The sequence below is a fragment of the Priestia sp. 3CA3 genome, from assembly GCF_056836725.1.
Map to the genome: position 1 here is coordinate 426,250 of NZ_JBXENJ010000001.1, position 14,718 is coordinate 440,967.

Genomic DNA, 14,718 nt, shown 5'->3' on the forward strand with positions numbered 1-14,718 from the left:
AATGAATATGTTATTAAAAAAGCAAACGGTTTGGTTATTAACAATGTTAAGTTTAGTTGTTGTGTTATCGGTGTACTATATGACAACGCCAGAAAATCCTCAGAGTAATGTTGCGCTAGTAGACAATGAAAAACAAAGCGAAAAACAGGCTGATGACAAGGCTCCTGCAGAAGATACAAAACAACAGGCAGATGAGAAATCAGGAACAAAAGAAGATTCAAAAACCGAAGGCTCAGCAGAAGATGTAAAAAAGGAAACGGCTAAAAATGCAAAAGAATCAGCGGTTGTATCAAGCACAGATAGCGACGAGCTATTTACGGCGCTCCGCTTGGAATTAAATGATGAAAGAAGTCAGATGAAAGAAGAGTATCAGGAAGTAGCGGCATCAAAAAATGTAACGCCTGCAGAAGTAAGCAAAGCGATGGATAAAATCGATGAATTATCAAAGCTCGGGGAAAAAGAAGCAACGCTGGAAACATTAATTAAAGCAAAAGGATACAGCGACGCGCTAGTAAGAGCAGATGGAAAACAAGTGCAAATTACCGTTAAGACAGAAAAACACTCAAAAACAAAAGCCAATCAAATCATTCAGCTAGTCAAAAAAGAAATGGGTCCAAAAGAAGTAGCGGTAGAGTTTCAGCCAACTAAATAAAGGGAATAAAAGAAGTGTAAAACAGCCGCAAATTGAGGTTGTTTACACTTCTTTTTTTATGAAATGACTAAAATCTAAGCGAGACGGGAAAAATTTTAACATGGCTTTCTTTTTTTACTTCGGTTATAATAGGTTTCATAATCTTATATTAGTACTAGGTGACAAATGTTTTCATAAGTATTGTCATCTGTAAAGCTATGTTTCCATTTATAAAACAATAACGCTAAAAAGTTATTATAGAGTAAGTGGAACTTCTTTTTAATGTTTGCCAAACGAATTGAATGGCTGTAGCCATTTATCGTATTATTAACATTGTAGAGAATTCTATTTTCATGAGGTAGGAGTGTTCAATATGTTAAAAATTCAAGAGATCCGTGAGATCATTAAACTAGTTGATCAATCATCAATCGAGGAGTTCACCTATGAGCACGAAGGCTCCAAAATCAAGATGAAGAAAAAAGACGCAATTGTTTCCAAACAAGCGCAGCAAGTAGTGGTTTCGGCACCTGAACAAGCAGCAGCACCTGCACCGCAGGCAGCAGCGGCTCCAGCGCCAGCCCCAGCAGCACAGTCTGCTCAACCAAAAGAAGAACAAGCGGCCCCAGCGGTTGATGAAAGCTTACATAAAATTACATCTCCGATGGTAGGCACATTCTATGCGTCATCATCGCCAGAATCAGATGTATACGTAACGCCTGGAGATAAAGTACAAAAAGATTCGGTTGTATGTATCGTAGAAGCAATGAAATTATTTAATGAAATCGAAGCAGAAGTTAAAGGTGAAATCGTTGACGTATTAGTTGAAAATGGACAACTTGTAGAATACGGTCAACCTCTTTTCTTAGTAAAGCCTGAATAAGGAGCGGTAAATATGATTAAAAAGCTATTAATTGCGAATCGAGGAGAAATTGCGGTTCGAATTATTCGAGCGTGTAAAGAGTTAGGTGTAGAATCAGTAGCTGTTCATTCTCAAGCTGATCGCGACTCTTTGCATGTACAATTAGCAGACGAAGCGTATTGTATTGGACCAACGTCATCTAAAGACAGCTATTTAAACTTTACAAATATTATGAGCGTTGCGATGCTAACGGGCTGTGACGCCATTCACCCTGGATATGGCTTTTTAGCTGAAAACGCTGATTTTGCAGAGCTATGCAGAGAGTGTAACGTTACATTTGTAGGACCAAGTCCGGAAGCCATTAACAAAATGGGAACAAAAGACGTAGCGAGGGAAACGATGCGTGAAGCCGGTGTCCCAATTGTTCCTGGTTCCACTGGAATTGTAGAGTCAGTGGAAGACGGTATGTCAATCGCTAATGATATTGGCTATCCTGTTATTATTAAAGCAACGGCAGGAGGCGGAGGAAAAGGAATCCGCGTTGCGAAAAATGAACAAGAGCTTATTAAAGGTATTACAATTACGCAGCAAGAAGCTGCTACAGCTTTCGGTAACCCTGGTGTGTACATTGAAAAGTTCATTGAGGATTTCCGTCACGTTGAGATCCAAGTGTTGGCTGATTCTCATGGAAATACTGTACATTTAGGAGAGCGTGATTGCTCGATTCAACGCCGTCTTCAAAAATTAATTGAAGAAACGCCTTCTCCAGCGTTGGACGAAAAAACGCGTGAATTAATGGGCGACGCTGCTGTTAAAGCCGCTCAAGCCGTTAATTACACAGGAGCCGGAACCGTGGAATTCATTTATGATTATCGTGAAAACAAATTTTACTTCATGGAAATGAATACGCGTATCCAAGTAGAACATCCTGTTACAGAGATGGTGACAGGAGTTGACTTAATTAAAGAACAAATCAACGTGGCAAATGGTGAAACTTTACCGTTTACGCAAGAAGAAGTGACGTTTAACGGATGGGCAATTGAGTGCCGAATCAACGCAGAAAACCCAGAGAAAAACTTTATGCCATCACCAGGTACGATTCAAATGTACTTGCCGCCAGGTGGCTACGGAGTGCGCGTAGACTCTGCTGCATACCCGGGCTATGCAATCCCACCTTACTATGATTCAATGGTGGCTAAATTGATTGTTCATGCGCCAACTCGTGAGGAAGCTATTGAACGAATGAAGCGCGCGTTAGATGAATTTGTTATCGATGGCGTTGCGACCACTATTCCTTTTCACCAAAAGCTATTAAATCATGAAAAATTTGTTAGCGGTGAATTCAACACGAAGTTTCTTGAGCTATATGACGTAATGAATTCTTAGTATAATATAAACTATAGGAGGTGCTGTACATGAATGAAAATCATGTATTAGAAATGGAAGAACACCCAAATTCTCTTGGCAAAGTAGAAATTGCTCCTGAGGTTATTGAAGTCATTGCGGGTATTGCTGCTTCTGAAGTAGAAGGCGTTTCTGCAATGAGAGGAAATTTTGCAGCTGGCGTTGTGGAGAAACTAGGAAAGAAAAACCACGGTAAAGGTGTAAAAGTGGACTTAACAGAAAACGGGATAAAAGTAGACGTGTTTTGTATGATGAAGTTTGGTGTGTCTATTCCAAACGTAGCGCAGCAAGTACAAGATAACATTCGTCAAGCCCTTAAAAATATGACAGCTATTGATCTCGATGAAGTAAACATTCATATCGTAGGGATTCAGTTTGATACGCAAAAAACTGATATTGAAGAAGTTGAATAAAATAAACGTTTACCTAACGGCTGTTGCTAAAATGGAATAACGTATGATTACTTGTTCCTTTTCAACACAAGCTATGGTAAAGTGAAAAAGACTGTCTCGTCATAAAGACGGTCTTTTTCGTGTTCTACAAACTTCGTATAAGAACAATCAAGTATCGTTTCATAAACTATGCTATTATCTAGGTATACTAGTTGAAGAAGATAAATAAAGGAGCAAAAATAATGAAAAGACATACAGCACGCCAAAAAGCATTACAAGCACTATTTCAGCATGATTTAGGGCAAACCGAGCCAATGGAGGCAATCGGAAATGTTGTACAAAACGAAAAGTCTGATCAATTTTTAGAAAGTCTTGTGCTAGGTGTAGTTGAGCATCAGCAAGAAATTGATGAACTTTTACGCAATCATTTAGAAAAATGGACGTTAGACCGCGTAGCTACTGTAGACCGCGTAATCCTGCGTATTGCCGTATACGAAATGAAGTATGAAGAAGAAATTCCTACGAGCGTTACGTTAAATGAAGCGATTGAATTAGCAAAAACATTTGGCGATGATCAATCAAGCAAGTTTATCAACGGCGTATTGTCTAAAGTGTTAACAACTTTATCTAAATAAACGTTCATCTTGCCAAATCAAGTGACTAAAATGCTTCTCTCCTTTATATAAAGGGGAGAGGGTGACTGCAAAGGAGGCAAAATGATGAGTGAAGTGCGTTATCTAACCGTTACGGCTCTTACACGATACATCAAGCGCAAGTTTGACGTAGACCCTCACATGCAAGATGTATGGATTAAAGGAGAAATTTCTAACTTTAAACGTCATAGTCGAGGACATATGTATTTCACCTTAAAAGATCAAAATGCTCGTATCGCAGCCGTTATGTTTGCTGGACATAACCGTCAGCTTAATTTTCAGCCTGAAGAAGGAATGAATGTACTGATTCGAGCTGAAATTTCGGTTTATGAACCAAGCGGAAATTATCAAATGTACGTAAAAGAAATGCAGCCTGACGGCGTTGGAAACTTATACTTGGCCTACGAACAGCTGAAAAAAAAGCTGGAAAAAGAAGGCTTGTTTGATCATGCTAGAAAACGAAAACTTCCGAAGTATCCAACAACAATAGGTGTGATTACATCTCCTACTGGAGCCGCCGTACGTGATATTATTACGACATTAAAGCGCAGATATAACGCGAACATTATTGTTATGCCCGCTCTTGTTCAAGGAGTGAATGCGGCACCGTCTATCATCAAGGCAATTGAAGAAGCAAACCGTCGTAAAGAAGCAGACGTATTAATTGTCGGCCGCGGCGGCGGGTCAATTGAAGAGCTTTGGGCGTTTAACGAAGAAAGCGTAGCTCGTGCAATTTTCACTTCTACTATTCCCGTTATTTCAGCGGTTGGACATGAAACCGATTTTACAATTGCAGACTTTGTAGCAGATTTGCGAGCCCCTACTCCAACGGGTGCTGCGGAGCTGGCCGTACCTCATATCAGTGAAATTACAGAAAGATTGACTCAGCGAAATATCCGTCTTCTTCGTTCGATGAAAGAGATGCTTCAGTCTAGTAGCCGCAGGCTTGAACGATCTCAGAAATCATATGCTTTTCGTTATCCTCAAAAGTTGGTCGAGCAAAAAGAGCAGCAGTTAGATCAGCTGATGGAGCGTTTTTATCGTGAAGGTAGAAGGTACATTGAGCATAAACGGACGAACTACGAGCAGCTAACAGCCGCTTTGTTGCGCAATCACCCCGAGCATCAGTTAACGAAAGCGGCAGACCGTCAACAGCAGCTGACGAAAATGCTGACAAAAGAGATGCAGCAGCTGCTAAAGCAAAAACAGCTTTTATTTGCCACGGCAACGTCAAAATTACATACGCTTAGTCCATTAAAAACAATGGAAAGAGGCTACAGCTTAGTATACGATAAAGAAAAAGAGTTAATTAAATCAACCAAACAAGTATCCAAAGGTGATGTGGTAAACGTTCGTTTGACCGATGGACAGTTGCAGTGTGAAGTTTCGAAAATAGAGGAGCGATGAAAAATGGCGACAAATAAAGAGTATACGTTTGAAGAGGCGATGGAGCAGTTAGAAACCATCGTAAACAAGCTAGAAGAAGGCGACGTGCCTTTAGAAGAAGCAATTCAACAATTCCAAGAAGGAATGACTCTTTCAAAATTCTGTCACGATCGTCTTCAGCATATTGAAAAGCAAATGGAAACTATTTTACGTGAAGACGGAACGCTTGAGCCATTCTCGGTACAGGAGGAAGAGTGATGGTGAATGAAATGAATTTAAAAGAGTATATTTCTTTTACAAAAGATCGAGTAGAAACACGCTTGCCTGAAGTGGTAAAGGCATTACATGCTCCGGTTAACTTAAAGGAATCCATGCTTTACTCGCTTACGGCAGGAGGAAAGCGACTTCGCCCAGTGCTGTTGTTTGCAACGCTACATGCATTTGGAAAAGACGAGAGCATGGGATTAGAAACAGCCTGTGCAGTGGAAATGATTCATACATATTCGCTCATTCATGATGATTTACCTAGTATGGATGATGACGACTTAAGAAGAGGTAAACCGACAAATCACAAGGTGTACGGCGAAGCAACGGCTATATTAGCTGGAGATGCTCTTTTAACAAATAGCTTTCAGCTCATTTCTGAAGCGGTACATCCTGAAATTACATCACATATGAAACTTCAGCTCATTACAGAACTGGTAAAAGCAAGCGGAACAGAAGGTATGATCAGCGGACAGGTTGCAGATATGGAAGGTGAAAAAAAGCAGCTCACGCTAGATGAGCTTGAATATATTCATCTTCATAAAACGGGGAAGCTGCTAGGATTCTGTGTAAAAGCAGGAGCAATTCTTGCAAAAGCTACGCCTCTACAGCAAGAATTATTAGAAGAATTCAGTAAGCATGTAGGGTTAGCGTTTCAAATTCAAGATGATATCTTGGATGTGGAAGGGTCTGAAGAAAAGTTAGGAAAGCCAATTGGCAGTGATACAGAAAATGAAAAAACGACATATCCTTCTTTATTAGGTATGGAAGCGGCCAAAGAAAAGTTACAGTATCATGTTGAACAAGCACTTCTCTCGTTACGTCAAGCTCAAATTAAGCACGGATTACTAGAAGAAATTTGTTTATATATAGCAAAACGTGATAGTTAATGACGATTTCTGTCAGGTTTTTTGAGTGATACAGTAAAATAAGATTGAGTCCCAATAGGGGCTATGCTATAATGATTTTACTACTGTATAAAAGCGTAGTGCATAGGTTTGAAAGACATATACAATATCTTGGTGGCCGTTATCACATTTGTGTTAGCGGCTATTTTTTCACTATTTTCCTTTGAATATCACTGGTTTACTGATAGAATATCAAAGGTATTGTAAGTAATAAGGAAATACTAAAAATTGACTATACGTATAAAACAATAGACAATGTATTAAGGTAACTTTATAACAAGTACGAAAGTGAGTGATCCACCTTGGATCTTACAACGATAAAAAACCCTGAGTTTTTAAAGAAAATGTCAGTAACACAATTAGAAGAACTAAGTGAAGAGATTCGTCGTTTTTTAATTACAAAGCTTTCTGCAACTGGTGGTCATATAGGGCCAAATTTAGGGGTTGTTGAGTTAACGCTTGCACTCCATAAAGTGTTCGACAGTCCAAAAGATAAATTTTTATGGGACGTCGGGCATCAGTCGTATGTCCATAAAATTTTAACAGGACGAGCGGGAGAGTTTGATACAATCCGTCAATATAAAGGATTATGCGGTTTTCCAAAGCGAGATGAAAGTGAGCATGATGTATGGGAAACGGGACATAGTTCTACATCTCTTTCAGCCGCAATGGGAATGGCTGCTGCAAGAGATTTGCAAAAAACAAAAGCTCACATTGTTCCTATCATTGGTGACGGAGCTTTAACAGGTGGTATGGCTCTTGAAGCGCTTAACCACATCGGGCACGAGCAAACGGATATGACCGTTATTTTAAATGACAATGAAATGTCTATCGCTCCTAACGTCGGAGCTGTACACAGCATTTTGGGGCGTTTGCGCACGGCGGGCAAATACAACTGGGTAAAAGATGAGCTTGAAGTTCTACTGAAAAAAGTGCCTGCGGTAGGCGGTAAGCTCGCGGCAACGGCAGAACGTGTAAAAGATGGCCTAAAGTACATGGTTGTGTCAGGCATGTTCTTTGAAGATCTTGGCTTTACGTATTTAGGACCGGTTGACGGCCATAGCTATGACGATTTATTGGAAACGTTACAATATGCAAAGAAAACAAAAGGACCGGTACTTATTCATGTGATTACGAAAAAAGGGAAAGGGTACTTGCCAGCGGAAAGCGATAAAAGCGGAGCGTGGCATGGTACAGGCCCTTACAAAATTGAGTCCGGTGACTTTATTAAAGACAAAAATGTTCCGATTGCTTGGAGTAAATTAGTAAGTGATACGGTATTGAAAATGGCTAGAGAAGATGAGCGTATCGTAGCAGTAACGCCAGCAATGCCTGTAGGTTCAAAACTTGAAGCGTTTCAAAAAGAGTTTCCGCATCGCATGTTTGATGTTGGGATTGCAGAGCAGCATGCAACAACAATGGCCGCTGGTCTTGCAACTCAAAATATGAAGCCCTTTTTAGCTATTTATTCGACGTTTTTACAGCGTGCATACGATCAAGTGGTTCATGATATTTGCCGTCAGAAGCTAAATGTATTTATTGGGATTGATCGAGCTGGACTAGTAGGTGCTGATGGTGAAACGCACCAAGGTGTATTTGACATTGCGTTTTTACGTCATTTGCCTAACCTTGTTATTATGATGCCAAAAGACGAGAATGAAGGTCAGCACATGGTTCACACTGCTTTGACTTATGAAGAAGGTCCGATTGCGATGCGCTATGCGAGAGGAAACGGATTAGGTGTTGAACTAGATTCAGAACTGAAAAACATTCCGATCGGTACATGGGACGTATTAAAAGAAGGTTCGGATACAACCATTTTAACGTTTGGTACAACGATTTCAATGGCGATGGATGCAGCATCAGAACTTGAGAAGCAAGGAATCAGCGTCAAAGTGGTCAATGCTCGTTTTATTAAACCGCTGGATGAAAAAATGCTTCACGAGATTTTCCAAACGAATAAGCCTGTGATTACGGTGGAAGAAGCGGTACTTCAAGGCGGTTTTGGAAGTGCGGTGTTAGAGTTTGCATCAGAGCACGGCTATTATGATACTCGCGTTGAACGTATGGGTATTCCTGATCGCTTTATCGAGCACGGCAGCGTAACAAAACTTTTAGAAGAAATTGGCTTAACCAAAGAAGAGATTATAAATCGAGTTAAAAAACTCGTAACACCAACACAAAAGAGGCTTGAAGTTAAGTGACAAAAAAAGAACGAGTAGATGTATTATTAGTAGAACGAGGTTTGATTGAAACAAGAGAAAAAGCAAAGCGTACAGTGATGGCAGGACTTGTTTATGCGAATGAAGTCCGTTTGGATAAGCCGGGAGAGAAAATTGAACGCGATACGCCGCTGACAATTAAAGGTGCAGTGATGCCTTACGTCAGCAGAGGCGGCTTTAAGCTTGAAAAAGCGATTAAAGAATTTAATGTCCATGTAGCGGATAAAATCATGATTGATATTGGTTCTTCTACTGGAGGCTTTACCGATTGTGCGCTTCAAAATGGAGCGAAGATGTCCTATGCGCTAGACGTAGGCTATAATCAGCTAGCTTGGAAGCTTCGTCAAGATGAGCGAGTAGAAGTAATGGAACGAACAAATTTCCGTTATGTGACACCAGCTGATTTATCAAGAGGCTTGCCTGAATTCGCTTCTATTGATGTATCGTTTATTTCCTTAAGACTCATTCTCCCTGTGTTAAAAACACTTCTTGTTCCATACAGCGATGTTGTTGCACTTGTTAAGCCACAGTTTGAGGCTGGAAGAGAGCAAGTTGGGAAAAAAGGAATCGTGCGTGACTCAAAAGTGCATGAAGAAGTCCTTCAAGGAATGGTGGATTTCTCCCTTCGTCAAGGATACGATGTATATAACATGTCGTATTCACCGATAACAGGAGGAGATGGAAATATCGAATTTCTTCTTCATCTGAGCTGGAAAGGCGAGCGTGAACTTGGTGAAGATCAAGCTCCGCTTACTGTGCGTGAAGTGGTCGAAGAAGCACATAAGACGTTAAAAGAGAAAAAGTAATAATGGCCAATGTTAAGCAAAAACTTAGCATTGGCGATTTGATTATGACTCTTTATACAAAAGGTGCATAATCAAGTTGAACACATTATGATACTTAATTAGTGAAAGACTTATAAACAACAAAACAAAAAGAAGATTACATATTAATGTGAGGTGCCAACATGAATAAAGGGCAAAGACATATTAAAATTCGTGACATTATCACGAATAATGATATTGAAACACAGGATGAATTGGTAGATATTTTAAAAAACCAAGGTTTTAATGTAACACAGGCAACAATCTCTCGTGATATTAAAGAACTGCACTTAGTCAAAGTGCCTTTGATGGACGGACGATACAAATACAGCTTGCCTGCAGATCAGCGTTTTAATCCCTTACAAAAGTTAAAGCGCTCTCTTATGGACGCATTTGTAAAAATTGATTCAGCCGGGCATATGCTGGTGATGAAAACATTGCCGGGAAACGCAAATGCGATTGGCGCATTAATTGATCATTTGGACTGGGATGAAATATTAGGAACAATTTGTGGAGACGATACATGTTTGATTATTTGCCGTACCCCTGAAGATACGCAAATTATATCAGACCGATTCTTAGAAATGTTATAAAGGTGAGTGAAGCAGGTTGTTAGCTGAATTATCCATTAAAAACTTTGCGATTATTGATGAACTTTCTGTTTCATTTGAAAAAGGCTTAACGGTATTAACAGGCGAAACAGGAGCGGGAAAGTCGATTATTATTGATGCCATTTCATTGTTAGTAGGTGGAAGAGGCTCTTCGGAGTTTGTCCGCCATGGAACAGACAGAGCCGAAATTGAAGGGCTTTTCTTATTTGATGAAGAACAGCATCCGAGTCACGAAAAAGCCAAACAAGTCGGTTTGGAAGTGGAAGATGGAATGATTGTGCTTCGCCGAGATATCACTACAAATGGGAAAAGTATTTGCCGTATCAATGGGAAGCTCGTAACGTTAGCTATCCTACGTGAAGTCGGACAGACGTTAATTGATATACATGGACAGCACGAGCACCAAGATTTAATGAATCAAGATCGTCACTTAACTCTTCTTGATCAATATGGAGGAGAAAAAGTAGAAGAGGCTTTGACGGAGTATCGAGAGGTATTTTCGAGGTATACGTCGCTAAAAAAGCAGTTGGATCAATTAACTGAAAATGAGCAGCAGATGGCACATCGCCTCGATCTTATTCAATTTCAATTAGATGAAATCAAAGCCGCAAATTTGCAGCTCAATGAAGACGAGGAACTAAATGAAGAGCGTTTGAAGATTTCCAACTTTGAAAAGATCTATACGTCGCTAAACGATGCGTACAATGCGCTGCACGGTGAACATCAAGGTCTGGATTGGGTAGGCGTAGCAATGAATCATACGGAGGATATTTCGTCACTGGAAAAAAACTATGCCGAAATTTCGGAGATTATTTCATCGAGCTTCTATCAGTTAGAAGACGCATCTTATAAAATTCGTCAGCAGCTGGATTTATTAGAATTTGATCCGAAACGATTAGACTTTATTGAAGCGCGTTTAAATGAAATTAATCATTTAAAGCGTAAATACGGTCAAAGTGTAGATGAAATTCTAGAATATGCAGCGCAAATTGAAGATGAAATTGATCGTATTGAAAATCGAGATACGCACGTGAGCAAGATCAAAGAACAGTTAAACAGCGTAGCACAGGATTTATTAGTAGAAGCTAACAACGTTTCAGCTATTCGAAAAAAACTTGCTCAGGAGTTAACGGACAGCATCCATCATGAGCTTCAAGAACTCTATATGGCTAAAACCGTATTTCAAATTAAATTCTCTGTCGTAAATGCAGGTAAAAATGACGTTGAAGTAAATGGCGAAAGAATAAAATTCACCAAAGACGGCATTGACAACGTAGAGTTTTATATTTCTACCAACCCTGGTGAACCGTTAAAGCCTCTTGCGAAAGTAGCATCAGGCGGAGAACTGTCAAGGATCATGCTGGCGTTAAAGAGCATCTTCTCTAAGCATCAAGGCGTGACGTCCATTATCTTTGATGAAGTTGATACAGGCGTAAGTGGAAGAGTAGCTCAATCGATCGGTGAAAAAATACATGCCATTTCCGTTGATTCGCAGGTTCTTTGCATATCTCATTTGCCGCAGGTAGCAGCTATGGCAGATACTCATCTCTTTATTGCTAAAGAGATAAAAGGTGATCGTACAACGACATCTGTTCTTCCATTAACTCTTGATGAAAAAGTAAAAGAAATTGGTCGAATGATTGCAGGAGCTGAAATTACAAGCTTAACGAAGGAGCATGCCAAAGAGCTTTTAGATTTAGCGGATAAGATGAAGCAGACCATTTAACAAAACACCTTTTAACACGTAACAGTATGTGTTAAAGGTGTTTTTTTATACAAAATGGAGGAACTGAAAATGTTTCCTTGCACTTCTTTTCATTTTTCTCTGAACTTCTGTTATAAATGCGCTCTAAGAAGGCTAAATTAAATGTGTAGCCATTTAGGCGAGGAAGCGAGGAGAGTGAAAACATGCAAAATCGATACAGACATATAATTGGTGCGATTCTCCTTGTTTCGTTCATTTTTGTAGGATTTATTCCAGTTGTGCAACAATATATACACATTCCAAAACAAATCGTCTTATTTGAACAGCAAAAAGAAAAAATTAATACGACATTACCGCTTAGCGTAGAAGCTTCATCACCTGTTTACGATGTAACAAGTAACAAGGCGAAGCTGACCGTAGCAGGCAAACAGGTAGGCAAAGAAGAGTTGATGCTTCATTTGGCCGGTATTCCTGTAAAGCGTGTAGACGTGCAGGTATTATCTGATTTTAAAGTCATTCCTGGTGGACAATCAATCGGTGTGAAATTAAATTCAAAAGGTGTTCTTGTTGTAGGCTATCATCAGGTAGATACAGCAAAAGGTAAAAAATCTCCTGGCGAAATTGCGGGTATTCAAGTTGGAGATATGATTACGAAGATTAATGGTAAAACCATTGAAAAAATGAGTGATATTACACCGTTTATTCAGCAGGCAGGGAAAACGGGTGAACCATTAAATCTGCATATTTTAAGAGAAAAAAAGCAGTTTGACACGAAGCTGTATCCGTTAAAAGATAAGCAAGATTATGCGTACAGAATCGGTTTATACATCCGTGATTCAGCTGCAGGAATTGGCACAATGACTTTTTATGATCCAAAATCTAAAAAATACGGCGCTTTAGGCCATGTTATTTCGGATATGGATACAAAAAAGCCAATCGTAGTAGAAGATGGACAAATTGTCCGTTCGACCGTTACATCAATTGAGAAAGGTTCGAACGGCGTTCCCGGCGAAAAGCTAGCGAGGTTTTCTGAAGATAGACAAATCATTGGAAATATTACACGAAATAGTCCTTTCGGTATTTTTGGAAAATTGTCTTCAACGATGGAAAACGGAATAATGGATAAAGCAATGCCAATTGCTCTATCTCATCAAGTAAAAGAAGGACCTGCTAAAATTCTAACGGTAGTAGATGATGATCAAGTGGAAGAATTTGATATCGAAATTATGAGTACTATACCTCAAAAGTTTCCGGCTACTAAAGGAATGGTTATTAAAATTACAGATCCTAAATTGTTAAAGAAAACAGGTGGAATTGTTCAAGGAATGAGCGGGAGTCCGATTATTCAAAACGGTAAAGTCGTTGGAGCGGTTACCCATGTTTTTGTAAATGATCCTACCTCCGGTTACGGTGTCCATATTGAATGGATGCTTAACGAAGCAGGAATCGATATTTATAAAAATAATCGAAAAAAAGCGAGCTAATGTTGTCATTAGTTCGCTTTTTTTGATAAAAATTATTGTCGTAAATGTACGAGAAAAACGTCGAAAAACAAAGAAAATAAGAGAAAATCGAATAAATTCCATTTAAAAGACTTTTTTCTAAAAAAATAAAGGAAATAATGTTGCATTGTCGAATTTGTCCTTTAGAATAAAGAATAGAGACACGTAGGAAACGACGTATAACATAAAGGACTGAGGAGGAAGCTGCATTGAAAAAAATTAAAGTATGCTTGGTTGATGATAATCGGGAACTAATTGGTTTGCTTGAAGATTATATTTCAGAGCAAGAAGACATGGAAGTAATCGGAGTAGCTTACAATGGACAAGAGTGTTTATCCATTTTAAAAGATAAAGATCCGGATGTTCTTGTATTAGACATTATTATGCCGCATCTAGATGGATTAGCAGTTTTAGGTCAGTTAAAAGAAATGAAAAAAGAAAATTATCCGAATGTCATTATGCTAACGGCATTTGGACAAGAAGACGTAACGAAAAAAGCGGTCGATTTAGGAGCTGCTTATTTTATTCTAAAGCCGTTTGATATGGAAAACTTAGTGAATCATATTCGTCAAGTTAGCGGACAAACATCTTCATTTATGCAACGTTCATCTTCTTCCATGCGTTCACATCGCGACAGCAAACCAGCAAATTTAGATGCAAGCATTACGAGCATCATTCACGAAATTGGCGTGCCTGCTCATATCAAAGGCTATTTATATTTGAGAGAAGCCATTTCAATGGTATATAAGGATATTGAGCTGCTTGGTTCGATTACAAAAGTACTGTATCCTGACATTGCAAAAAAATATAATACAACAGCAAGCCGCGTTGAGCGCGCCATTCGCCATGCCATTGAAGTAGCATGGAGCCGAGGAAATATTGATTCCATTTCTTCATTATTCGGATATACTGTCAGCATGTCAAAAGCGAAGCCGACAAACAGTGAATTTATCGCCATGGTTGCGGATAAACTACGCCTTGAACATAAAGCGAGTTGAAAGGGATAGGACTGCTGGAATTACGGGGTTTTGAGTGAGCTGATACCTTTTGTAATACAGAGTACATGCCGATAAACTTTTGGAATTTACACTAGATAGTAAACTGAAAACCAATAAACTTTTTACGGCAGGGCCGATGAATTTTAAGAATTCATTGGTCCTTTTATTTTGTTTTAAGAGGGGGAAATATTGAGGGGAGTGGATCCTCCTTCTTGTTTCCCTTCATATTCACTGTAGGACGTTAAAATAATTTATATAAATGGTATGATGGTCTAAGGTTTGCAATAAGATAAAAATTTATAGCGTTTCATACACATTAACCAAATCAATTAACTGATAAAGCTCCTGAAGGTGATTAC

Annotated in this window: 14 protein-coding genes; all 14 read left to right on the forward strand. The window is 39.2% G+C overall.

Going from position 1 to position 14,718, the window contains the following annotated elements:
- Position 1 precedes the first annotated feature (1 nt).
- The 14 genes from AC1VNJ_RS02205 (at position 2) to spo0A (ending at position 14,359) form a co-directional block, all read left to right on the forward strand.
- Positions 2-652 (forward strand): SpoIIIAH-like family protein, encoded by a 651-nt coding sequence (locus AC1VNJ_RS02205; protein ID WP_482640280.1) that lies wholly within the window; start codon positions 2-4, stop codon positions 650-652.
- A 352-nt stretch (positions 653-1,004) separates the two neighbouring features.
- On the forward strand, positions 1,005-1,511 hold the full coding sequence (gene accB, locus AC1VNJ_RS02210) for an acetyl-CoA carboxylase biotin carboxyl carrier protein (protein WP_013059145.1): 507 nt from the start codon (positions 1,005-1,007) through the stop codon (positions 1,509-1,511).
- A 12-nt stretch (positions 1,512-1,523) separates the two neighbouring features.
- Positions 1,524-2,876: an acetyl-CoA carboxylase biotin carboxylase subunit gene (gene accC / locus AC1VNJ_RS02215; RefSeq protein ID WP_028411593.1), complete on the forward strand. Its 1,353-nt coding sequence runs from the start codon at positions 1,524-1,526 to the stop codon at positions 2,874-2,876.
- 29 nt (positions 2,877-2,905) lie between these two features.
- Positions 2,906-3,307, forward strand: coding sequence for an Asp23/Gls24 family envelope stress response protein (locus AC1VNJ_RS02220; RefSeq protein ID WP_013059143.1), 402 nt, complete (start codon positions 2,906-2,908; stop codon positions 3,305-3,307).
- 221 nt (positions 3,308-3,528) lie between these two features.
- On the forward strand, positions 3,529-3,921 hold the full coding sequence (gene nusB, locus AC1VNJ_RS02225; RefSeq protein WP_013059142.1) for a transcription antitermination factor NusB: 393 nt from the start codon (positions 3,529-3,531) through the stop codon (positions 3,919-3,921).
- 84 nt (positions 3,922-4,005) lie between these two features.
- Entirely contained in the window at positions 4,006-5,346 is a 1,341-nt protein-coding gene (gene xseA / locus AC1VNJ_RS02230; protein ID WP_034271010.1) for an exodeoxyribonuclease VII large subunit, read from the forward strand.
- A gap of 3 nt (positions 5,347-5,349) precedes the next feature.
- Positions 5,350-5,583: an exodeoxyribonuclease VII small subunit gene (locus AC1VNJ_RS02235; protein ID WP_013059140.1), complete on the forward strand. Its 234-nt coding sequence runs from the start codon at positions 5,350-5,352 to the stop codon at positions 5,581-5,583.
- Positions 5,583-6,479: a polyprenyl synthetase family protein gene (locus AC1VNJ_RS02240; protein WP_033579711.1), complete on the forward strand. Its 897-nt coding sequence runs from the start codon at positions 5,583-5,585 to the stop codon at positions 6,477-6,479. Before AC1VNJ_RS02235 ends, AC1VNJ_RS02240 begins: the two co-directional genes overlap by 1 nt.
- Positions 6,480-6,799: 320 nt before the next feature.
- Positions 6,800-8,701: a 1-deoxy-D-xylulose-5-phosphate synthase gene (gene dxs, locus AC1VNJ_RS02245; RefSeq protein WP_482640281.1), complete on the forward strand. Its 1,902-nt coding sequence runs from the start codon at positions 6,800-6,802 to the stop codon at positions 8,699-8,701.
- Positions 8,698-9,525, forward strand: a complete 828-nt coding sequence (locus AC1VNJ_RS02250) for a TlyA family RNA methyltransferase (protein WP_482640282.1) — start codon at positions 8,698-8,700, stop codon at positions 9,523-9,525. Before dxs ends, AC1VNJ_RS02250 begins: the two co-directional genes overlap by 4 nt.
- A 161-nt stretch (positions 9,526-9,686) precedes the next feature.
- Entirely contained in the window at positions 9,687-10,136 is a 450-nt protein-coding gene (gene ahrC, locus AC1VNJ_RS02255; protein WP_013059136.1) for a transcriptional regulator AhrC/ArgR, read from the forward strand.
- A gap of 16 nt (positions 10,137-10,152) precedes the next feature.
- A complete protein-coding gene (gene recN, locus AC1VNJ_RS02260; protein ID WP_028411588.1) occupies positions 10,153-11,880 on the forward strand; it encodes a DNA repair protein RecN in 1,728 nt (575 codons plus the stop codon).
- 182 nt (positions 11,881-12,062) lie between these two features.
- Positions 12,063-13,343: a SpoIVB peptidase gene (gene spoIVB / locus AC1VNJ_RS02265; protein ID WP_028411587.1), complete on the forward strand. Its 1,281-nt coding sequence runs from the start codon at positions 12,063-12,065 to the stop codon at positions 13,341-13,343.
- 227 nt (positions 13,344-13,570) lie between these two features.
- Positions 13,571-14,359 (forward strand): sporulation transcription factor Spo0A, encoded by a 789-nt coding sequence (gene spo0A, locus AC1VNJ_RS02270; protein ID WP_013084985.1) that lies wholly within the window; start codon positions 13,571-13,573, stop codon positions 14,357-14,359.
- The last annotated feature ends 359 nt before the right edge of the window (positions 14,360-14,718 follow it).